The sequence below is a fragment of the Gordonia shandongensis DSM 45094 genome (assembly GCF_000423025.1).
Taxonomy (GTDB): domain Bacteria; phylum Actinomycetota; class Actinomycetes; order Mycobacteriales; family Mycobacteriaceae; genus Gordonia; species Gordonia shandongensis.
Genome location: NZ_AUHE01000017.1, coordinates 14,129 through 35,095, shown reverse-complemented (window position 1 = coordinate 35,095; position 20,967 = coordinate 14,129). Strand labels below are relative to the sequence as shown.

Annotated in this window: 20 protein-coding genes and 1 pseudogene; 7 read left to right on the top strand and 14 right to left on the bottom strand. The window is 68.6% G+C overall.

Annotation, left to right across the window (positions count from 1 at the left end; all coding sequences use genetic code 11):
• Positions 1 to 2 precede the first annotated feature (2 nt).
• Both G528_RS0112970 and recQ read left to right on the top strand, forming a co-directional pair.
• Entirely contained in the window at positions 3 to 209 is a 207-nt protein-coding gene (locus G528_RS0112970; protein ID WP_026919346.1) for a hypothetical protein, read from the top strand.
• Between the two features lie 7 nt (positions 210 to 216).
• Entirely contained in the window at positions 217 to 2,040 is a 1,824-nt protein-coding gene (gene recQ, locus G528_RS17510; RefSeq protein ID WP_035720018.1) for a DNA helicase RecQ, read from the top strand.
• Here recQ and G528_RS0112960 read toward each other — a convergent pair.
• The 6 genes from G528_RS0112960 to G528_RS0112935 all read right to left on the bottom strand — a co-directional run bounded on the left by G528_RS0112960 (position 2,018) and on the right by G528_RS0112935 (position 8,062).
• Entirely contained in the window at positions 2,018 to 2,797 is a 780-nt protein-coding gene (locus tag G528_RS0112960) for a MerR family transcriptional regulator (protein WP_026919345.1), read from the bottom strand. The two genes, recQ and G528_RS0112960, sit on opposite strands and share 23 nt — an antisense overlap.
• 5 nt (positions 2,798 to 2,802) lie before the next feature.
• On the bottom strand, positions 2,803 to 4,290 hold the full coding sequence (locus tag G528_RS0112955; RefSeq protein WP_026919344.1) for a flavin-containing monooxygenase: 1,488 nt from the start codon (positions 4,288 to 4,290) through the stop codon (positions 2,803 to 2,805).
• 10 nt (positions 4,291 to 4,300) lie between these two features.
• Positions 4,301 to 5,224 (bottom strand): reductase, encoded by a 924-nt coding sequence (locus G528_RS0112950; RefSeq protein ID WP_026919343.1) that lies wholly within the window; start codon positions 5,222 to 5,224, stop codon positions 4,301 to 4,303.
• A gap of 28 nt (positions 5,225 to 5,252) precedes the next feature.
• Entirely contained in the window at positions 5,253 to 6,164 is a 912-nt protein-coding gene (locus G528_RS0112945; RefSeq protein WP_026919342.1) for an SDR family NAD(P)-dependent oxidoreductase, read from the bottom strand.
• Entirely contained in the window at positions 6,161 to 7,075 is a 915-nt protein-coding gene (locus G528_RS17505) for an alpha/beta hydrolase (protein WP_245569769.1), read from the bottom strand. Before G528_RS17505 ends, G528_RS0112945 begins: the two co-directional genes overlap by 4 nt.
• Before the next feature lie 135 nt (positions 7,076 to 7,210).
• Positions 7,211 to 8,062, bottom strand: a complete 852-nt coding sequence (locus G528_RS0112935; RefSeq protein WP_026919341.1) for a type IV toxin-antitoxin system AbiEi family antitoxin domain-containing protein — start codon at positions 8,060 to 8,062, stop codon at positions 7,211 to 7,213.
• 297 nt (positions 8,063 to 8,359) lie between these two features.
• Here G528_RS0112935 and G528_RS17500 point away from each other — a divergent pair.
• A pseudogene (locus G528_RS17500) lies at positions 8,360 to 8,873 on the top strand (DUF4395 domain-containing protein).
• Between the two features lie 15 nt (positions 8,874 to 8,888).
• On the opposite strand, the gene G528_RS0112925 reads toward G528_RS17500, so the two are convergent.
• Positions 8,889 to 9,665 (bottom strand): alpha/beta fold hydrolase, encoded by a 777-nt coding sequence (locus tag G528_RS0112925; protein WP_281170364.1) that lies wholly within the window; start codon positions 9,663 to 9,665, stop codon positions 8,889 to 8,891.
• A 131-nt stretch (positions 9,666 to 9,796) separates the two neighbouring features.
• On the opposite strand from G528_RS0112925, the gene G528_RS0112920 reads away from it, so the two are divergent.
• On the top strand, positions 9,797 to 10,249 hold the full coding sequence (locus tag G528_RS0112920) for a MarR family winged helix-turn-helix transcriptional regulator (protein ID WP_026919339.1): 453 nt from the start codon (positions 9,797 to 9,799) through the stop codon (positions 10,247 to 10,249).
• Positions 10,250 to 10,278: 29 nt separating this feature from the next.
• Here the strand turns inward: G528_RS0112920 and G528_RS0112915 are convergent, their stop codons facing one another.
• The 5 genes from G528_RS0112915 to G528_RS0112895 form a co-directional block, all read right to left on the bottom strand.
• The gene (locus G528_RS0112915) at positions 10,279 to 11,223 is read right to left on the bottom strand and encodes a Ppx/GppA phosphatase family protein (protein WP_026919338.1); all 945 of its coding nucleotides are present in this window, start codon (positions 11,221 to 11,223) and stop codon (positions 10,279 to 10,281) included.
• Positions 11,220 to 11,762: a DUF501 domain-containing protein gene (locus G528_RS0112910; protein ID WP_026919337.1), complete on the bottom strand. Its 543-nt coding sequence runs from the start codon at positions 11,760 to 11,762 to the stop codon at positions 11,220 to 11,222. The genes G528_RS0112915 and G528_RS0112910 overlap by 4 nt, the downstream gene beginning before the upstream one ends.
• 12 nt (positions 11,763 to 11,774) lie before the next feature.
• On the bottom strand, positions 11,775 to 12,326 hold the full coding sequence (locus G528_RS18480; RefSeq protein ID WP_245569767.1) for an FtsB family cell division protein: 552 nt from the start codon (positions 12,324 to 12,326) through the stop codon (positions 11,775 to 11,777).
• Between the two features lie 172 nt (positions 12,327 to 12,498).
• Complete coding sequence (eno, locus tag G528_RS0112900) at positions 12,499 to 13,782, bottom strand: phosphopyruvate hydratase (RefSeq protein WP_026919336.1); 1,284 nt, start codon at positions 13,780 to 13,782, stop codon at positions 12,499 to 12,501.
• A gap of 76 nt (positions 13,783 to 13,858) precedes the next feature.
• Positions 13,859 to 14,557: a lytic transglycosylase domain-containing protein gene (locus tag G528_RS0112895; protein ID WP_051198835.1), complete on the bottom strand. Its 699-nt coding sequence runs from the start codon at positions 14,555 to 14,557 to the stop codon at positions 13,859 to 13,861.
• A gap of 362 nt (positions 14,558 to 14,919) precedes the next feature.
• Here G528_RS0112895 and efeU point away from each other — a divergent pair, with 362 nt between their 5' ends.
• The 3 genes from efeU (at position 14,920) to efeB (ending at position 18,554) form a co-directional block, all read left to right on the top strand.
• Positions 14,920 to 15,813 (top strand): iron uptake transporter permease EfeU, encoded by an 894-nt coding sequence (gene efeU / locus G528_RS0112890; RefSeq protein ID WP_026919334.1) that lies wholly within the window; start codon positions 14,920 to 14,922, stop codon positions 15,811 to 15,813.
• 73 nt (positions 15,814 to 15,886) lie between these two features.
• The gene (efeO, locus tag G528_RS0112885) at positions 15,887 to 17,149 is read left to right on the top strand and encodes an iron uptake system protein EfeO (RefSeq protein ID WP_084638210.1); all 1,263 of its coding nucleotides are present in this window, start codon (positions 15,887 to 15,889) and stop codon (positions 17,147 to 17,149) included.
• 67 nt (positions 17,150 to 17,216) lie between these two features.
• Entirely contained in the window at positions 17,217 to 18,554 is a 1,338-nt protein-coding gene (gene efeB, locus G528_RS17490; protein WP_051198813.1) for an iron uptake transporter deferrochelatase/peroxidase subunit, read from the top strand.
• Between the two features lie 3 nt (positions 18,555 to 18,557).
• Here the strand turns inward: efeB and G528_RS17485 are convergent, their stop codons facing one another.
• The gene (locus tag G528_RS17485) at positions 18,558 to 19,592 is read right to left on the bottom strand and encodes a DUF222 domain-containing protein (protein WP_156890442.1); all 1,035 of its coding nucleotides are present in this window, start codon (positions 19,590 to 19,592) and stop codon (positions 18,558 to 18,560) included.
• A 105-nt stretch (positions 19,593 to 19,697) separates the two neighbouring features.
• The gene (locus tag G528_RS0112870) at positions 19,698 to 20,942 is read right to left on the bottom strand and encodes a nucleoside triphosphate pyrophosphohydrolase (RefSeq protein ID WP_026919332.1); all 1,245 of its coding nucleotides are present in this window, start codon (positions 20,940 to 20,942) and stop codon (positions 19,698 to 19,700) included.
• Positions 20,943 to 20,967 lie beyond the last annotated feature (25 nt).

The following is a 20,967-nucleotide window of genomic DNA, read 5'->3' as shown; positions in this document are numbered from 1 at the left end:
TCGTGGTCGGCCGCGCCGAGCGCAACAAAGATCTGATCCAGGACGTCGTGGAGAACGCCGCACACCGCGTCGGGAACATCTCGTCGATCATCACCGGCGCCGTCGCCGACGTCGCCCGCGAGATCGGCGACCTGGTGACCGACGGCTTCGAGATGCGCGACGCCGCACGGGCCGCCCGCAAGGCGTCCGACGAGCCCGACGACGCCTGATCGCGCGGTGTCCGAGCATCACCGGGTTCTCCGCGACGTCTTCGGCTACGACGAGTTCCGTGGCGACCAGGAACGGATCGTCTCCCATGTGATCGGCGGCGGCGACGCCGTCGTGCTCATGTCCACCGGCGGCGGCAAGAGTCTCTGCTACCAGATCCCCGCCCTCGTCCGCGACGGCTGCGCGGTCGTCGTCTCCCCGCTCATCGCGCTGATGGCCGACCAGGTGGGGGCACTGCGTCAACTCGGCGTCCGCGCCGCATTCCTGAACTCCACACAACTGCCCGACGAGCGCGCGGAGGTGGAGCGGACCTACCTCGACGGTGATCTCGATCTGCTCTACATCGCACCCGAACGTCTCAGCGCACGCGGCACCCGCGAGTTCCTCTCCCGCGGCCGACTGTCCCTGATCGCGATCGACGAGGCACACTGCGTCTCCCAGTGGGGACACGACTTCCGACCCGACTACCTCGCCCTCGGCGACCTCGCCGAACTGTGGCCCGACGTCCCGCGGATCGCGCTGACCGCCACCGCGACGCGACGCACCCACGAGGAGATCACCGCGCGCCTGCACCTCGAACGGGCCGAGCACTTCGTGTCGAGCTTCGACCGCCCCAACATCACCTACCGGATCGAACCCAAGGCGCAGATCACGCGCCAACTGCTGGAGTTCATCCGCACGGAGGGCAGCCCCGACGGGCAGCCCTCGACCGGAATCGTCTACGCCCTGAGCCGGGCGACCGTCGAGAAGACCGCCGCCTTCCTCGCCGCCAACGGCATCGACGCGATGCCCTATCACGCCGGCCTCGACCGGCAGGTCCGCGACGACACCCTGCACCGCTTCCTCCGCGAGGACGGCGTCGTCGTCGTCGCGACGATCGCCTTCGGCATGGGCATCGACAAACCCGACGTCCGGTTCGTCGCGCACATCGACCTGCCGAAGAGCATCGAAGGCTACTACCAGGAGACCGGGCGCGCCGGACGCGACGGTCTGCCGTCCATCGCGTGGATGGCCTACGGTCTGGCCGACGTCGTCAACCAGCGCCGCCTCATCAGCCGATCCGACGGCGACGAGGCGCACCGCCTGGTGCAGACACGCCTCCTCGACGCGATGCTCGCGCTCTGCGAGACGCACACCTGCCGCCGCCGACAGCTCCTGGGATACTTCGACGAACACATCGAGCCCTGCGGGAACTGCGACACCTGCCTGCAGCCTCCCCCGACATGGGACGGGACCGTCGCCGCGCAGAAACTGCTGTCGACGGTGTGGCGCCTGCGCCGCGAGTTCGGCCAGGAGTACGGCGCCGGACATCTCATCGACATCCTGTGCGGCGCCGAGAACGCCCGCATCACGCAGCTCGGTCACGATCGCCTGTCGACGTACGGGATCGGCACCGAACTCGATGCGAACGGCTGGCGCTCGGTGGTCCGTCAGCTGGTCGCCGCCGGCACCCTCGTCCCGCACGGCGACTACGGCGTCCTGCGGATGAGCGAACAGGCCGGACCGATCCTCCGCGGCGACGTGACGGTGACCCTCCGCGAGGACGTCACCGCCCCGGCCGCACGCCGGGCCCCCGCCCGCCGTGCCGCCGTCGACCTCGCCGACGACGACCTCGAACTGTTCGAGACCCTGCGCCGGTGGCGTGCCGCCGTCGCCCGCGAGGCCGGGCTGCCCGCCTACACCGTCCTCGGGAACCGCACCCTCGAAGAGCTCGCCCGCATGAAGCCGACCGACTCCGACGGTCTGCTGGCCGTCAGCGGGATCGGCCGCAGCAAACTCGAGAAGTACGGCGAACAGGTCCTGGAGATCATCACCGCGACCCCGCGGGATTAGCCTCCGCCGCACCGGGCCGCGCCGTGCGGGCGTCGGCGACCGCCTCCTCGTGCACCTTGAGCTGATCGACGCGGCCCGCGTCCAACGCCCGATCGAGCGCGTTGTAGGCGTTCTCGGTCCCCACCGTTCGCATGGTGACGAGCAGATCGGTGACCCACGCGACGTCCTTCTTCGACGTCGGCTCCCAGCCCGCCCCGCGGCGGCGGATGATCTCCTCATGCGCCGCCTGCATCAGGACGCGGACCGCGCCGCCGAGACGATCGGCGAACTCCGCGTGGACCTCGATCAGCCGCGCCAGCGGCATCCCGCGGTCCACGAGCCGCCCCAGGTTGGCCACGATGGCGTCGTCGGCCGTCGCATACACCCCCGCCCGTCCGGTCGGCCGCACGATGTCGGCGTCGACCAGGGCGGCCAGCGTCGCCTCGTCCAGCGGACCGAGCATCGCCTCCAGGTCGGCGCGCGTCACCTGGGTCCCGTGCCCCTTGGACCACTGCTCGCCCAACACCTCCGAGAGGTCGAGCGCCTCGCCGATCCGAGCGCGCGGATCGGTCAGGAACGTCGCGCTGTGCGACAGCGTGAAACCGTTGCCCAACAGCTTGTTGATCGCCCGGAGCTTCGCCAGATGCCGCTCGGTGTAGATCGCGACCCGACCGCGACGCAGCGGCTTCGGAATCAGCCCGCGCTCCTGGTAACCGCGGATGTTGCGCGTCGTCGTCCCCGACTCACGCGCCAGGTCGTCGATCCGGTACTCGGCCATGTCGCCTATCGTGACACGGCGACGGCCGGCTCCCGGTCGTGTACCAGGATCCGGAAGTCCTGCAGGTCCACGCGGCGCAGCTGATTCACGTATTGCGTGGCGAATCCCGGGAACATCGTCGCGTTGAAGCCGTCGTCGGTGAGATACCAGCTCCGGCATCCGGAGTTCCACGTCGTGGACCCCAACCGGCGCTGCAGATCCCGGTTGTACCGCTCCTGCGCATCCGCGCGGACGTCGAGCGCCTTCCACCCGGCCCGCTCACGCTGCGCGATCACATCGCTGATGAAGTCGATCTGCGCCTCCATGTACACCAGCGCCGAGTTGTGGCCCGGCCCGGAGTTCGGGCCGAACGTGAAGAACAGGTTCGGGTACCCCGACACCGCGACGCTCCGGTACGCGAACGCGCCGTCACTCCACTCGGTGCCCAGGTCGCGACCGTCGAGACCGGTGATCGGGTACGGCGTCCCCTGCTTTCCGACCTCGAACCCGGTCGCGAACACGATGGCGTCGAACCGGTGCTCGATGCCCTCGACCGTCCGGATGCCGCGCGGCGCGATCCGAGCGATCGGCCACGTCACCAGCGTGCAGTTGTCGGCCTGCAACGCCGGGTAGTAGTCGCTGGTCATGAGCAGCCGTTTGCAGCCCGCCGCGAAATCGGGACTCAACTGTCGACGCATCCACGGATCGTCGACCTGCAGGCGCAGGTGCAGTGCGCTCACCGACTCGACGACACGCGTCAGGGGCGTGTTCCAGACGACGCCGAGCGCCACCGACTCGTGCGCCCAGAACCACGCGCTGCGCGCCAGCTCCTGCGCCCCCGGGACCGCCCGGAACACCCGCTTGGCCAGACCGCTCGTCGACCGGTTGACGCGCGGCAGCACCCAGCCCGGCGTCCGCTGGAACACCTTCACCGCCTCCGCGGTCTTCACCAGCTCCGGAACGATCTGGACGGCGCTCGCACCGGTGCCGACCACCGCGACGCGCTTCCCGGCGAAGTCGTAGTCGTGATCCCACCGTGCACTGTGGATGACCCGCCCCTCGTAGTCGTCGATGCCTCGGATGTCGGGGAGCGACGGGTTGGCGAGCGGCCCGGACGCCACGATCACCGACCGCGCGCGCACCGCTCGGCGTCGACCGGCGAACCGGATGGTCCACTCCCCGGTGTCCGCGTCGTACTCGACCCCCGTCACCTCGTGCCCGAACCGGATCTGCTCGGCGACCCCGAAGTCCTCGACCATCCGGTCGATGTACTCGAGGATCTCACCGCTCGACGAGTACGTGTGACTCCAGTCGGGGTTCTGCGCGAAGCTGTACGAGTAGAGGCGCGACGGGATGTCGCACGCCGCGCCCGGGTAGGTGTTGTCACGCCAGGTGCCGCCGACGCGGGTGCCCCGCTCGAACAGGACCACGTCGTCCACACCCCGCTGCCGCAGGCGGATCGCGGCGCCGATGCCCGCGAAGCCCGCGCCGATGATCGCTACCGAGATCGTCACGCCGTCCCCCTCACGCCGCCGGCTCGTAGGTCAGTTCCTGCGACCACGTCGGAGTGCGGTGCACCAGACCGAACGGAATCTTCCCGGTCAGCTTCACCAGCCCGTCGGCCACAGCGTGATACGGGACGAAGTCGCGGTTGACGACCAGCCGACCGTGCAGCGACACCAACTGGAACATCGGCAGTCGCCGCGCGAACGCACTGCGCTCCCCGACCGCCTGGTACTTGCGCATCGCGCCGTACAGCTTCTCCTCGTCGACGCCCATCGCGACGATGTTGTCGCGCATCTTGTTCAGCAGCGGAATGTACGACAGGACGCCCATCATCAACGACGGGCTGGCCCAGGCGCCGACGAACTCGGTGATCAGCTTGCGCACCTTCGCCTGCCCGAGCAGGTCCATCACCTCGTAGTCGACGGCCAGATGCCGCGACTCGTCGGAGTTGATCTTCTTGAACACCTCCTGCGCCACCGGGTCCTTGACCTCGTCGGTGATGAACTTGATCAACGCACCGTCGAGTGCCACCTCCAGCATCGGGATCACCGTCCCGAGCATCGACAGCGACATGTCGTCGGAGTACTTGTCGAGCCAGTTGATGACCAGCTGGACGTTGACGTTCGGCGACGGGATCTCGTCACCGTCGAGCATGCCCCACCGGCGCATCAATGCGAGCTCGGCGTTCGCGTGCTTCTGCTCCTCGGCGTGGAAGTACTCGTAGATCGTCTTCAACGTCGGATTCGGCGCCTTCTTCGCCATCGCCGCGAAACCACGAGCACCGACGTTCTCGATCCACATCAGATCCGAGAGGAAGGGCTTGAGCTTCGCATGCAGTTCGGGCTCGATCAGTTCAGCGCCGGGTGCATCCCAGTCGATGTCGACGAGCGCCCACTGGCGGTCCTTGATCATCTGGAGCATCCGTTCCAAATCCATGGCCATGACGGGATCCTTTCGCGGTGTCTGGTGCTCAGCGGTGAGCGGAAACGGTGGTCGACGGGGTCGCCGCCTCGTCGGCGCCGTCGGGGTCGTCGGTCGGGAGAAAGCGGGCGAGGACGCCGGCGCCGCGGGTGTAGAGCGCCGGAGCGTGGCGTTTGAGATGCCAGATCACGGTCGCGTCCAACTGCGGCACCACATACAGGCGGCCGAGGTCGTTGGCGTCGAGCGTCTGCGCCGCCACCGACTCCGGGGAGACCCCCGTCCACGCCATCAGCGTGCTCGCCAGTCCGCGGCCCGCCGCCGTGATCCGACCGTCGCGGGCGACGTTGGTCTTCACGAACGTCGGACACAGGACCGTGACCGCCGAACCGGAGCCGGCCACCTCGGCCGCAAGAGTCTCCGACAGCGACACGACCCCCGCCTTGGACACGTTGTACGGCCCCATCGACGGGGCCGCGGCGAACCCGGCCGCCGACGCCACGTTGATGATCCCGCCGCGCCGCGCACGGCGGACGAGGGGGGTGAAGACCTCGCACCCGTGGACCACGCCCCACAGGTTGATGCCCAACGCCCAATTCCAGTCGTCGACACCGACGTCGCCGACGGTGCGGCCGCCGATGCCGACGCCCGCGTTGTTGATCACGAGGGTCGGCGGCCCGTCGAACATCCGCTCCGCGGCCCGTGCCAGGTCTTCGACCTGGCGGCGATCGGCGACGTCGCAGCGATGCGATTGCGCGATGCCGCCCGCCCCGACGATCCGCGCCGCCGTGTGCGCCGCGCGGTCGGCGTCGATGTCGGCGCACAGCACCCGTCCGCCGCGACGCGCCAACTCGAGGGCGAACGCGCGGCCGATGCCGCTGCCCGCCCCGGTCACCACCGCGTCGGCGTCGTGACTCCGCCGGTCGCGGACCAGGTTCACCAGCAGTCGGTCCAGTCCCATCATCGAATGTCTCCTTGCAGTCGTGGGGTCGACGTGGTCTTCCGGAGGAAGTCGCGCACACGCAGCAGGGCGGCGTCCGCCTCCGGTCCGAGCCGCGGCAGCGCTTGGAAGACGTGCATCTGGCCGGGCCAGATCTCGAGGTCGGCGCGGCCGCCGGCGGCGACCACCCGGGTGGCGAGATGCCGGGCGTCCGCCGACAGCATCTCCGCGCCGCCTGCCTGGATGAGCATCGGCGGGGCGGCGGCCGCACCGCGATAGTCGAGTTCGATCCAGCGGTCGTCCGGGGCGGCGTCGCGGGTGTAGAGATCCAACAGTTCGCGCGCGGCCGCCGCGGTGATCAGCGGATCGCGCCGCCGCCGCTCCTGCCGGGCTGCGAGACCGAAGGTCACGTCGACCACGGGCGAGAACATCACCGCGGCCGCCGGCCCGGGCTCACCGTCGGCGGCCAGGTTCAGCACGAGCGCCGCCGTCAGGTGACCGCCCGCGGAATCGCCCGCGACCACCAGGTCAGACGGCGCGTACCCGGAGTCGATGAGCCACCGCCACCCGGCGACCACGTCGTCGGACGCCGCCGGGAATCGGTTCTCCGGCGCCAGCCGGTAGTCGACGACGAAGCAGGGCAGTCCGGTGACCTGCGACAGGCGGGCGACGAAGCTGCGGTGCGTCGCCGGCGAGCACAGGACGTATCCGCTGCCGTGCAGGAAGTACACGGCCTGCGGGCCGGACCGATCGACGCCGGGTGCGCACACCCACTCGCCGATCACGGCCCCGTCGCGCACCGGCGTCACCGTGGTTCCGCGCGGCATGCGCCCACCGGCCGCCATCAGCGCGGCGATCATCCGTCGAGACGCCCGCACACCCCGGCGTCCGGTGCCGATGCGTTCGGTCACCGAGCCGAGTCCGACACGCGTCACCGCCGCAGCGGCCCGCGTCCGGGGCGAGGCTCGTCGGGGCACCGGTCGTGCTCGTCGTTCTTCGGATCGCATCACACGCTTCATGCCACCACCGACTGTTACAATTGTCAATGGCAACATCGGGGGTGTCGGCGATCACGTCCCGCCGTCGACCGGCACCCGACCCCCGCGCGACCGGTGTCGACCGCCGGCGGTCAGCGCCCGCACGTCGGCGAGGACGTCGGGCCAGGCGTAGAAGACGTCCTCGTAGGTGAGCCGAAGCGTCGACCATCCGTCCACCAGGGCGCGGCGATCCCGCCGCCGGTCCGTGCGATAGCCGTCGGCGGTCGCGTGGTGCCGCCGACTGTCGCACTCGATGATCAGGGTGCCGATCCGCAGGTCGGCGCGACCGACTCCCGGGATGCGGGGTTGAACCACCACCGAGAACCCCGCCGACCGGAGACGCACCCGGGTGACGCTCTCGGTCCCCGACTGCGCCCGGCCGTCGACCTTCGCGATCCACCGGCCGACCGTCGCCCCGGTCCCGGCCAGCTGATCGGACAGATCGGCTCGGGTGAGCCCGGTGGTGTTGAGGTACGAGTCGCACACCGCCACCCACTCGTCGACGGGCAGGCACCGCGTCGCATACGCCAGAGCGGTCGGCACCGGATCGACCGCCGTTCGCGCGCTGCGACGCACTCCGACCCGCGGCCGGCACGCCGGCAGACGGCCGGACATGTTGCTGCTTCGGCGCAGGTGAAGGTCCCGGTGTCCCGGCGGCACCCAGAGACCGTGGAAGCGCAGGGCGTCCACGCACGTGAGGACGCCACCGTCGCGAACGGCTGCGGCCGCACGGTCGTCCCGTCCCGGCGCGGCGAACCATCCGGATCGCAGCCGTTCCAGCGCGCCGACCTCGACTGCCCGCCGCATCGCCGGATCGTCATAGCCGCGAGCCAGCAGTTGGGCCCGTGTGTAGATCCCCGGATCCCGGCCCCCGATGTCGGTCATCGCCCATCCCCCGTCGACGCCTCATGTGTCGCACCCTTCCGTCACTGAGACGTTCGCGGCGGGCTCCCGGATCCCCGACACGCCGCAATGCCGCTGAGATCAGGACGGATCTCGACCGCTGGCTGCACTATGTCGTCGCCGCCCGTTATCTGGACTGATCTCAGCGCGAGCCTTTCGTTCAGCGTGAGAGAAAACCTGGGCTGGTCGTGCACGCGCTCGTACGGTGAGGTGTCTGCACAACTGAGGTGTCTGCACAGCAAGGAGCGCACCGTGACCGACCCCGCCGTCTTCACCCGCATCGATTCGCCGGTCGCCGTCGACGGGCCCGCATCGTGGCATCGGGGCCTGCTCGACTTCCCCGACCCCGTGAACGATTACGCGGCGCGTTCCACCGCCGGACTCGTGATCGCCCTGGCCGCCGCGGCCGTCGCCGTCGATTCGCCGTGGCTGTACGGGCTGCTCGCCATCGGCTTCGCACTCCGCGTGGCCGGCGGGCCCGCGGTACTCCCCGTTCGGCCGGCTCGCCGTGCACGTCATCGTGCCCCGACTGTGGCGCAAGACGAAGACGGTTCCGGGTCCGCCGAAGCGTTTCGCCCAGACGATCGGGCTGGCGTTCTCGGCGACCGCGGTCGCGCTCAGTCTCTCCGGGTACGGCCTCGCGGCACAGATCGTGGTCGGCGCGCTGATCGCCGCGGCCTTCCTGGAGTTCGCGTTCGGACTGTGCCTCGGCTGTGTGGCCTTCGGCCTCCTGCAGCGCGCCGGGGTGATCCCCGCCGACGTCTGCGAAACGTGCGCCGACTTCCGGCGGTGAGCAACGGCTCGAGCGTCAGCTCCCCAGCAATCCCAGAACAGCGTGATTCAACCGTTTCGAGGGCACCGCAGGAAGACTGTGGTGTGAGGCACCGGGCAGGATTCGGACGTTCCACTGTGGGTACTGCGCCGCGACCCGTCGACCGATGAGGTGCGACCGATGCACTCGACTACGTGCCGCCAGGATGATACCGATTCGCGGGCCGCTTTCGAGTCCAGCGAGGGTTTCAGACCCCACCTTCGGGACGATCAAGTTCCGGATGCTGAACTCCGTTGCCGCAAGATCCGTCAGTCGGATCCACTCGTCATCGAGTTCCAGTTCGGCGGCCTCCCACTCGACGAGTCTGCGGCGTCGGCCACCTCCGGGGATCACGATGCCCGGAAACGCTCGCAGCACGTACCGAATACTCATCCGAGCGAAGATGGAGTTGGGATCTACCAGGATCAACCTTGACACTCTCGCCGGCGCACGGCTCGCAACCGCAGTCCCCACTATCGCACCGTATGAGTGACCAACGATCGCAACCTTCTCCACTCCCAGTCCGTCGACGACCTCCCAGAACCAGCGCGCCAAGTGTTCAGCGGTTCTAAAATCCTCGTCCGACGGGACACTCATGCCCGCATCGCCCAAGACATCGACCGCGTACACACGCCAGCCCACCTCAGCCAATGCATGCGCCATCGACCCCCACACGGTCGACGTCGCTCCGGCTCCCGACAAGAGCACGATCGGTGGACCGTCGGTTCGGCCAACGGCATTCACACGAGTCCGGCCGAAGCGAGTCGGAACCATCCGACGTTCGGCCTGCAATGGCCACGCCGCCAAACTCTTCTCGTACAGGTCAGCAAAAGTATCCACCGAAACCACTTCTCTCGTTTATCGAGATACTAGCAAGTCGAGGTTCTGCTGTATGGTGTTCCGGTATGGCGCCTCCCGATCAGACGACGATTCACCTGATACGGAATCTCGTGTCCAGCGGAGGCCTTGCTGCGGAAAGGTTCGCCGACCGACATGATCTCGGATCGACCGACTTGCGAGCACTCATCGCGCTACTCGACTGTGAACGCAGCGGCATCGCCGCTACCCCGGGCCACCTCAGTCGGCACCTGAATATCAATTCGGCATCCACCACGACACTCGTCGACCGACTCGTCGCACGTGACCTCGTGCACCGAGGCCCCGATGCGGATGATCGGCGGCGAATTCTCATCACCGTCACCGAGTCCGCTCGCGAGATGGGCGAACAATTCTTTCAGTCGGCCTTCGATCGCATCTCACTCGTCGAATCCAGACTCACCGATGCCGACCGCACCGTCGTCCGCGACTTTCTCCGGGATGCGACCGACGCGCTCTCGTGCGCCGACTTCCGGCGGTGAGCAACGGCCCCACCGTCTGGCGCTGACCGTCAACGCAGGCTCAGGGCGATCCCGTCGAGGATGTCGTGCTCGGAGACCACCATCGCGGTGATCGCTGCGCGGTCCGCGAAGTGTCGAGCCAGTTCGCGCGTCACCAGCGCGCCGCCGCCGATCACATCCGCGCGCCCCGGGTGCATCGGCCCGAGACCCAACCGCTCCTCGCGGGACATCCCGACGATGCGACCGCAGAGGACGTGCAAGTCGGCGAGCGGGATGCGGGCATGGTGGATCCTCGCCGGATCATACGAGTCCAAGCCCAGATGAAGCGCCGCGAACGTCGTCAGCGTGCCCGCGACACCCACCCACGTCCGCGCCGCAGAGACGTCCACCGCGGCGAAAGCCCTCCCCAGCTCATCCCGGGCGACCTCGACCGCGCGATCCACCTCGTCGAGCGTCGGCGGATCGGAGGCCAGCGCCCGCTCGGTGAGCCGCACACAGCCGATGTCCGCCGAGTACGCACCCGTCACACCGTCGGCGTCACCCACGACCACCTCGGTGCTCCCGCCGCCGAGATCGGTGACCACGAACGGTCCGTCCGCGGCATCCAGACCGCGGACCGCACCCCGAAACGACAGGCGCGCCTCCTCGTCCCCGGTGATGACCTCGGCGACCGCACCCGACTCCACCCGACCGAGAAGCTCGGCCGTCATCGCGAAGAACACGTCCCGATTACTCGCATCGCGCGTCGCCGACGTCGCGACCATCCGCACCCGCTCCACATCGGCGGCCAACATCCGCTCCACATAGGCCGCCAACGCCTCACGCGTCCGCTCGATCGCCTCGTCGGCGAACCGTCCAGTCGCATCGACGCCCTGGCCCAAACGGACCACCACCATGTCCCGATCCACATCCACCAGCGTTCCGGAATCGTCCAGATCGGCGATGAGCAGACGAATCGAGTTCGTGCCGCAGTCGACCGCGGCCACCCGAGTCACCGCGAGCCCCCAGCCGTCGGCGACTCCCCGGCGGACGACGCAGCCGGCGGCCAGTCGGCTGGCACGGCGACGCCGCGGAAACCCTCCTCATCGGCCAGCAATGCGACGGCCTCATCCCCCAGCGGATTCACCCCCGGCCCCTTCGCCAGCGAATGCGCCACCAGCACATGCAGGCACTTCACCCGGTCGGGCATGCCGCCGCCCGCGAAATCCGTGCCCAGCGACTCGATCGCGTCGCGCTCCGCCAGATAACTCTCGTACGCGCCGCGATAGGCGGCAGCCAACGCGACATCGTCGGCCAGCCGCGCCGTCATCGCACGCATCACACCCCCGGACTCCAGGCGACTGCACGCGCCCGTCAACCGCGGATCGGTGAGGTAGTACAGCGTCGGAAAAGGCGTCCCGTCCGGGAGACGCGGTGCGGTCTTCACGACCGCCGGCGCCCCGTCGGGCGTGCGGTAGCTGATCTCGAGAACCCCTCGCGGTTCACGTCCGAGCTGTCGCGCCACTACCTGCAGATCGTCGTCGGCGATGCTCACCGGGCGTGACTCCTACTCGTTGGGCGGTGTCGACACCGCGTCCATCAACTGCTCGTACCAGGGCGTCTCGTTGCGTTTACGCTCCGCCCGCTCGGCCCGCTCCTGCGCGTCACGGCTCGGGTCGATCACCACGACGGGCTTCTCCCCCTCCCTGACGTACCCGAGCCGGGCGCGAGCCTCCTTCTCGATGTACGCCGGGTCGTTCTGCTGCGCCAGCTTGTTCCGGTACTCCTGCGCCTCATCGCGAAGCTCGGCGTTCGACTGCTGAAGCTCCGAGAACTCGTTGCGCTGCGCGATGTACGTGCGCACCGGCACCGCCAACGTCAGCATCAAGAAGATCACGATCGCCACCGACGCACCGATCGTCGTGACGCTGATCCCGCGGCCGCGGCCGACACGGATCAACCGCCACCGCGGCGCCGGGAGATCGGCGGACTCGTAGCCGGCCGCCGACCCGGCCCCGCGATGACCGTCATCACGCGAGGCCCCCTGGTCGGCCGACCGACGACGCGGACGCCCACCGACGTGGGAGGCGCTGCGCCGCGCCTCCAACGGTGCCGCCACATCCTCCGCATTCACCGCTTCGGGAGCCTCGGCCGCCCTCGAAGCCGCCGACGTGGGGCGGGACCGGGCGCGACGCGACGACGGACGGGACGTCCCGGCGGATCTCCTCCGCCGATCACCCCGTCCGCGCCCTCCGCGCCCGGTCTCGCCCACTGCCATGACCTCTAGCTAATCACGCACCGAACGAGAAGCGTGGGAACGCCAGGTCACCGGCGTAGCGCGCGGCGTCACCGAGACCCTCCTCAATGCGGAGCAGCTGGTTGTACTTCGCGACACGCTCCGAGCGGGCCGGCGCACCGGTCTTGATCTGGCCCGAACCGCACGCCACCGACAGGTCGGCGATCGTGGTGTCCTCCGTCTCGCCGCTGCGGTGGCTCATCATCGACTTGTAGCCGTTGTTGTGGGCGAGCGCGACCGCGTCGAGCGTCTCGGTGAGCGTGCCGATCTGGTTGACCTTCACCAGCAGAGCGTTCGCGATGCCCCTGGTGATGCCGTCCTCGAGGCGCTCCGGGTTGGTGACGAACAGATCGTCGCCGACGAGCTGCACCTTGTCGCCGATGGCTTCGGTGAGCGCCGCCCACCCGGTCCAGTCGTCCTCGCCGAGACCGTCCTCGATCGAGACGATCGGGAAGTCGGCGATCAACTTCTCGTAGAAGGCCACCATCTCCTCGGCCGAGTACGGCTTGCCCTGGAACTGGTAGGCCCCGTCGCGGTAGAACTCCGTCGACGCCGAATCGAGGGCGACGACGATGTCGGAGCCGAACGAGTAGCCGGCCTTCTCGACGGCCTCGGCCAGCACCGCGAGCGCCGCCTCCGTGTTCGGCAGGTCGGGCGCGAACCCGCCCTCGTCACCGAGCGCGGTGCTCAGCCCCTGCTTGTGCAGAACCGACTTCAGCGAGTGGTACACCTCGGCACCCCAGCGCAGCGACTCGGTGAACGACGACGCACCGGTCGGCGCGATCATGAACTCCTGGAAGTCGATGCCGTTGTCGGCGTGGGCGCCGCCGTTGATGATGTTCATCATCGGCACCGGCATGATGTGCGCGTTGGGGCCGCCGACGTAGCGGAACAGCGGCAGTCCGGCCGACTCGGCGGCCGCCTTCGCGACCGCCAACGAGACACCGAGCAGGGCGTTCGCGCCGAGACGGGACTTGTCGGGGGTGCCGTCGAGGTCGACGAGCGTCTGGTCGAGAACGCGCTGATCGTCGGCCTCGATGCCGATCACCTCGGGCGCGATGTCGCCGAGGACGGCCTCGACGGCCTTCTTGACGCCCTTGCCGAGGTAGCGGTCGCCGCCATCGCGCAGTTCGACGGCTTCGTGTTCACCGGTCGACGCGCCCGAGGGCACCGCGGCACGCGAGAACGTGCCGTCGTCCAGGACCACCTCGACCTCGACGGTCGGGTTGCCGCGGGAGTCGAGGATCTCGCGCGCGCCCACCTGCTCGATAATTGCCACTTGTCAGCCCCAATTCAGTTCGTCGGGTCGGCGGACCGGTGGTCGCCGACAGGTACGTGTCAAGGATAAACGCAGTTCAGTAGCGGACGTTCACGGAGTACGCGTTCGCGTGGTTGCGGACGTCGAGCACGTACTGGGTGGAGTTGTTGTAGGCGTGCACGCCCTGCTCCCAGCCCTCCGCGGTCGTCATGTCCCCGCCGGCGTATGCGCACAGGTAGCGCGCCGCCGAGAGCGCGGCGTCGTCGATGTTGTCCGGGTCGGCGCGACCGTCGCCGTTGGCGTCGACGCCGTATCGCAGCCATGTCTCGGGGATGAACTGGAACGGCCCCATCGCGCGGTCGTATTTCCTGTCGCCGTCGAGCCGTCCCCCGTCGGTGTCGAGGATCTCGCGGTTCCCGTTGGTCCCGTCGAGCTGCGGCCCCCGGATCTTGGGGCGGACGTCACCGTTGGCGTCGACGCCCGATCCGCCGTGTCGTCCGTGTTTGGTCTCCACGGCGGCGATCCCGGCGAGTGTGGTCCAGCCGATGCCGCATTCGGGGTGCTGTTGCCGTTGGATCTCGGCGGCGTTGCCGTACGCCTCCACCGAGACCAGCGGGATGCTCGTGGCGTCGGAGATCGGGGTGGCCCACTCGCGCATCAACTCGGCGGTGCGTCCCGGCGCATTGATGTCGATGTACGGCTGCTGCACCCCGACTCCGGGCGGAAGACCATCGGGGATGTCGGGTTTGTCCCACGGCATCTGCATGCCGCACGATGCCGTGACTGCGACGATCATCACTGCCGCGGGGCCGACGAGCCGGCGACGACGGCGCGCATTGGTGACCGCACGCGCGGCTCTCGCGCCGCCCGCCACCGTCGATCTCGCCACCGATTCACTCCTCCGCATCGCTTCTGACCAGGCCCAAGGGTGCCATATCGGAGTGTCAACGACCGAACCGACGCGCGGGTTCCCCGTCGGCGCCGTGACGGTCGGGCGGGGCGACGGACGCCGCGGATGCCGCCCGGGTGACGGGTACTGACCCGACCACCGAGACCAACACTTAGGCCAGCCTCACCCAACATGCGTTATTCTGAGTTGCGCACCACAAGTCAGAGTTCGCCGGCAGCGACGGGCTCGTTCCCGGCAGGAATCGATCTATGACGAGTGTGATCGCACAGGGGACCCCATCGGTCATCACCCAGATGGTGGGCAGCGGACTCATCGGGGTCCGCGAAGGCCTCGAAGCCGGAATCGTCGTGATGGTGCTCGTGGCGTTCGCCGTGAAATCCGACCGCCGTGACGCCCTCCGATGGATCTGGCTCGGCGTCGCCGCCGCCCTGGCACTCATGATCGGAACCTTCCTGATCATCCAATTCGGTTCGTCGACGATCTCCCCGTTCGCCGCCGAACTGCTCGCCGGCATCGCCTCGCTCATCGCGGTCGGCATCGTCACCGGGATGGTGCTGTGGATGCGACAAGCCGCCGCCCACATCTCCGGCGACCTGAAATCGGGGATGACCGCCGCCCTCACCGCCGGCGGTGTCGCCGTCTTCGGGTTGGCGTTTCTCGCCGTCGGACGCGAGGGTTTCGAGACCGCCCTGCTGATGGTCAGCTACGCGGAGAGCGTCTCGGGCGGAATCCGGCCACTGCTGGGACTGCTGATCGGCATCGTCATCGCCGTCGTCCTGACATGGCTGCTCTATCGCGGCGCCATCGCCATCGACTTCCGCACGTTCTTCACGTACACGGGGTTCTTCCTCATCGTCGTCGCCGCCGGGATCCTCACCTACGGGATCGGCGCACTCCAGACCGTCGGCTGGCTACCGCTCCTGGAGGGCACCGCGTTCAACGCCTCGTCCTGGTACGACCAGAACGCCTGGTACGGGGTCATCCTCGGCGGCGTCTTCAACGTCCGCCCCGACCCGTCGTGGCTGCAGGTGATCGCGTGGGTCGCCTACCTCGGGGTCGTCGGACCACTGTTCGCCGTCCGCGGACTCCCCGACAGGTCGGCCGCGTCACGGTCCGCGCCTGCCGACGAACCGGCCGCCTGACACCGGCCGACCCCGACAGCCGTCACCGATCCTCGACGTTCCCGTTCGACGGTCACCACCGGAAAGGAAGTCCATGCCCCACTCCGCCCCCACCGTGCGCACCCCCGCCGTGCACATCCCCATCGTGCGCATCCCCATCGTGCGCACGGTCGTCGCCCTCGGTGCCGTCATCGCCGTCCCCCTGACCGTGGTCGCGTGCGAAGCGAAGTCGACCGGCGACGGTGCGGTCGCCGTGACGTCCACCGACGACGCCTGCGACCTCTCGACGACCGACCTCACCACCGGCCGCACCGATTTCGAGATCACGAACAACGGCGGCAAGGTCACCGAGTTCTACGTGTACGGGCAGAACAATCGGGTGCTCGCCGAGGTCGAGAACATCGCCCCGGGGATGAAGGGGAAGTTGAGCGCGGAGTTCACCGACCCGGGTACGTATTCCGTCGCCTGCAAGCCCGGCATGGTCGGCACCGGCATCCGGTCCGACGTCTCCGTCACGGGCGAGGCCACGCAGAAGAGTCAGGCGCCCGCCGACGTCGAAGCGGCCAAAGCCCGCTATCTGGAGTATGTGCGCGGGCAGCTCAACGGACTGGTCTCGCAGGTCGCGACGTTCACCGGCGCGGTGAAGGGCGGCGATCTCGATGCAGCGCGCGCCTCATTCGGCCTCACCCGGACGTTCTACGAGCGCATCGAACCGGTCGCCGAGTCGTTCCCGGACCTCGATCCCAAGATCGACATGCGGTGGGACGACACCGAGGGCGGCACGCAGGAGTTCACCGGCTTCCACCGGATCGAGCGGTTCCTGTTCCCGCCGAAGCCCGACGAGGTCGGCGACGAGCCCGGCCAGGTCTCGCCCGACGATGCGGCGCGCGCCGCGACCGACGACACCAAGGGCGCGATCGACACCGTCGCCGATCGGCTGCTGGCCGATGTCACCGAGCTCCGTGACGAGGTGGCGAAGAAGGACTTCGAGTTCGAGACGCAGATGTTCGTCGCCGGCCCCCAAGCGCTCATCGACGAGATCGCCAAGACGAAGGTCAAGGGTGAGGAGGACCGGTACAGCCACACCGACCTGTACGACTTCGCCGCCAACATCGACGGCTCGGAGACCCTGATCGGTGAGCTGGCCCCGATGATCGCGGCGCGCGACCAGAAGCTGATGGACACGATCACCGCGCAGTTCACCGCGATCCGGGGCGCGATCGAATCGCTGCGGCAGGGAGACGGATACGTCTCGTACGCCACGGTCGACGCCGCGACCCGTCGTGAGCTGTCCGACCGGGTCGACGCGCTCTCGGCAACGCTTTCGCGGGTGCCGGGTCTGGTGATGCAGAAGTAGATGAGCCGATCGGCCGCCCACCGGCGAGCGGCGAGGCAGGAGAGGTGCGTTGAGCGACGAGAACACAGTGCAACCGGGACATCCCGACGGACATCCCGGCGGACATCCCGACGAGGGGGCGCCGGAGGCGTCGGCCGGTGTCTCGCGCCGCACGGTGCTCGGTGTCGCGGGGGCCGGCGTGGCGGCCGGGCTCGCGGGCGGCGGCGCCCTGGGCGCCGCGATCGGCGGCCGTCGGGGCGACGACCCCGAGCGGGTCGTGCCGTTCCAGGGAGCGCATCAGGCGGGGATCACCACCGAGGCGCAGGATCGACTGCATTTCGCGGCGTTCGACGTCATCACCGATTCTCGTGACGCCCTGATCGACATGCTCAAGAAGTGGACGACCGCTGCCGAACGCATGACGCGCGGCGAGGCCACCGAACCAGGCGGCGCTCTCGACCTCGGGCCGTACACGCCGCCCGCCGACACCGGCGAGGCGCTCGGGTTGTCGCCGGCGCATCTGACGCTCACGATCGGGTTCGGACCGGGATTGTTCGGCCCCAGCGCTTCGGATCCGCACCGCGCCGACCGGTTCGGTCTCGCCCGTCGCAAACCGGCTGCGCTGGCGGATTTGCCGATCTTCGCGCAGGAGAAGATCGAACCCGCACGCTCGTACGGTGACATCTGCATCCAAGCCTGCGCCGACGACCCCCAGGTCGCCGTGCATGCGATCCGGAATCTCGCACGAATCGGTGTCGGCGTCGTCTCGGTGCGGTGGTCGCAACTCGGATTCGGCCGGACGTCGTCCACCACGAGATCGCAGGAAACGCCGCGCAACATGTTCGGGTTCAAGGACGGGACCGCGAACCTCCGCGCGGAGGACACCGGGGCGCTCGACAGGTGGGTGTGGGTCGGCCGCGACGACAATCCGCCCGCCGCGCAGTGGATGACCGGCGGTACCTACCTGGTGGCGCGGCGCATCCGCATGGACATCGAACCGTGGGATCGCGCGCATCTGCAGGAACAGGAGACCATCGTCGGCCGCACCAAGGGCTCCGGTGCGCCGCTAGGCCAGGATGACGAGTTCGACGACCCCGATTTCCAGATCACGTCGTACGGGGCGCCGATCATCCCGGCGACCGCGCACGTCCGGTTAGCGCATCCGGCGCAGAACGACGGCGTCCAGATCTTGCGGCGCGGCTACAACTTCACCGACGGGTCCGACGGTTTCGGCCACCTGGATGCCGGGCTGTTCTTCATCGCCTTCAACCGAGACACGTTCAAACAGTTCGTCCCGATCCAGCACAAGCTGTCGCGTAAGGACGCGATGACCGAGTATCTGATTCCGAACGGCTCCGCGAACTTCGCCATCCCACCGGGACTCGCGGCCGGCGAGTGGTGGGGGCAGCGACTGTTTGACGCCTGACGGCTATTCGACATCCGATCGGGTCCGCCGGGGCGGCGGGTGTCGCCCCGCGGTATCGCCTAGGAACTCGGCGTGGTGGATGTGGTTCACGTCGGTGATCGTGATGACCAACTCCGACCGCAGTGAACCGTCGAGGGTTCCCGTCTGGGCGCGTCCAGCCCGCACCAACGCCAGTAATGCATCGTGCTGGCGCTGCGCCAGGCCTCGCCGGTCACGTTGTGCAGCCGCTGCCAATGCCGTCGGGTCGGCGGCCGATTCCGGACCGGCCGGCGACGCCGGGTCGTCGGGGTTATTCATCCCAAGCGCGGCCCACCCCTGGAGGACGACCCCCAGTTCTGCGCGCAACACCGGCGTCATGCGGGCATGCAGACGGCTCATCAATTGCCGATCCTGCCCACCTACGACGAGCGACCGGAGACGATGCCGGTCGGCGTCGTCGGTTAGCTGCCCGTCCGGATCGAGGTGCGCCAGCAATCGCACCCCGACCAACCGGATTCCCTCGGGAGTTAGGTCGCGGGCCGCGGCCGCCAAGTCTGCCTCGGCCTGTGCCCGCGTCTCCGGGGTGACTGCTGTCGGAATCCGCTGACAGATCTCGTCGATGACCATGACGTGCTCGGTGCCGATGGCGCCGTCCGCAACGGCCGCAGCGGTCGCCGGTCGTGCTGGTTCGAGTGTCTGCCCCGATATCCCGGTGAACGATCCGATGGCTTGCGCGGTCACTCGTTGCCGACGTGCCGCGCCGCCACCCATCCGCAACCCTTGAGCCAGGTACTGGTGCACCGACAGGTATCCCGCAGTCCGAAATGCTCCCCGATCCGAGACCTCGACGACGACGTCGGCAGCCGCCGCGTCCAACCGTCGACGCACCCGCTGCAGCGTGTGTGCGGCGACCAATAAGCTTGTCTCGGTGACTGGCGTCCACCCGGTCGCGGTCAGCTTGGCTGCCGCGGCCTCTAGGACCGCCACCAACGACCCCGGATCGTCGGGCAGCTCGGGTTCCGGCTTCGCATCCATCGAGATGCTGTCGAGATCCGACATCGCCCCCACCCCTTGCCGACCCGATCGGTGAGATACACCGCACCGTGTTCGTACTGTTGTGTGAACACTAGCGCGTGCCTACGACAAAAACGGGCGGGTGGGTCCCTATTCGCCGGCCGCACTCCACTTCTCGTGCACGACGATGTCGGGCACCTTCTTCTTGACCTTGACGCCCTTCACCTTGCGCTTCTTGCCCTTCTTCCCGCGAGCCACGGGGTCTTCGTCGACGATGGTCTCCTCGTAGTCATCGTCGGCATAGCGATCGTCGGCATCGCTTGCGTCGGCATGGTTCTGATCGGCATGGTTCTGATCGGCGTAGTCCTCATCGGCGTAGTCGGCGAGGTCGGCCAGATCCTCGTCGTCCGCATCGTCGAGGAGGACCTCCTCATCGTCGGCGCCGTCGTCACAGTCTGTCGCCCCGGGGGCGGCGGCCTCGTCGAGGAAGTCCATGCCGAGGTATTTGCGCCAGGTGTTCTCGTCGCGGGGCACCACGCCGTCCTCACCGGCGGCCGCTTCGGCGCGCCGGACGTCGTCCATCAGGGCGATCGCGCGGCGGCGCAGATCGTCCTCCACGCTGCTCGCCATGTGCTTCCGGAAGGGCACGTCGACCCGGTAGAGCGACGGGCTCACCGCCGCGACGGGGAAATCGGCTCCGGCGAGACGTTCGAACACCTTCTGGACCAGGCTCAGTGCGGGCTGCGTGGTCACGACACCGTCGAGCACGCTCGACGCCGCGCGTTCGGCCGCCTTGGCCTGTTCCCATTCGTCGATCTGCCTGTCGAGATCACTGTGGTCACCGCCGAGCACGCCGGGCGTCCGGGACGACACCTTGTCGATGAAACTCTGCGCCACGTCGTCGATGTCGAACGAGTCGACGGCGGCGTCCGCGGCGATCCGCGCGTGAAACAGCACCTGCAGCAACACGTCACCGAGTTCGGAGCGCAGTTCCGCGGACGTACCGTGGTCGATCGAGTCGAGGAGCTCGTACACCTCCTCGAGGAGGTAGCGCCGCAGGGAATGGTGCGTCTGCAGCCGCTCCCACGGCCCCGTCCGACGCAGCGTGTCCATCAACTCGACCGCTTTGAGCAGAGTGCCGCCCGATTTCGGGTGCCCCTCGACGACGATCTCCCCGGCGCGGATACGCGCCTGCACCGCCGGGTGTTCGCGGTCGGAGCTGACGAGAGTCTTGGTGCCGTCGTCGCCGACGAGCGCGGTGAGTTCGTACGACGGCAACTCCCACAACACCGACGGGTGCACGTCCTCGGTCACCGCGACGGTGTCCGCCAGGAATGCCACCGCGCCGGCGGGGATCAGGTCGGGCCGGGTCGGGTCGAGCAGCACGACGGCCATGAAATCTCCTCCCGCGATCACTATC

Coding starts and splice junctions, on each gene's coding strand:
- efeO (WP_084638210.1), top strand. CDS start 15,887: ATGCCCCACTCCGCCCCCACCGTGCGCACCCCCGCCGTGCACATCCCC.
- G528_RS0112870 (WP_026919332.1), bottom strand. CDS start 20,942: ATGGCCGTCGTGCTGCTCGACCCGACCCGGCCCGACCTGATCCCCGCC.
- G528_RS0112920 (WP_026919339.1), top strand. CDS start 9,797: ATGGCGCCTCCCGATCAGACGACGATTCACCTGATACGGAATCTCGTG.
- G528_RS0112960 (WP_026919345.1), bottom strand. CDS start 2,797: ATGGCCGAGTACCGGATCGACGACCTGGCGCGTGAGTCGGGGACGACG.
- efeU (WP_026919334.1), top strand. CDS start 14,920: ATGACGAGTGTGATCGCACAGGGGACCCCATCGGTCATCACCCAGATG.
- G528_RS0112945 (WP_026919342.1), bottom strand. CDS start 6,164: ATGATGGGACTGGACCGACTGCTGGTGAACCTGGTCCGCGACCGGCGG.
- G528_RS0112925 (WP_281170364.1), bottom strand. CDS start 9,665: ATGGTTCCGACTCGCTTCGGCCGGACTCGTGTGAATGCCGTTGGCCGA.
- G528_RS0112950 (WP_026919343.1), bottom strand. CDS start 5,224: ATGGCCATGGATTTGGAACGGATGCTCCAGATGATCAAGGACCGCCAG.
- G528_RS17485 (WP_156890442.1), bottom strand. CDS start 19,592: ATGTCGGATCTCGACAGCATCTCGATGGATGCGAAGCCGGAACCCGAG.
- G528_RS0112895 (WP_051198835.1), bottom strand. CDS start 14,557: ATGATCGTCGCAGTCACGGCATCGTGCGGCATGCAGATGCCGTGGGAC.
- G528_RS0112935 (WP_026919341.1), bottom strand. CDS start 8,062: ATGACCGACATCGGGGGCCGGGATCCGGGGATCTACACACGGGCCCAA.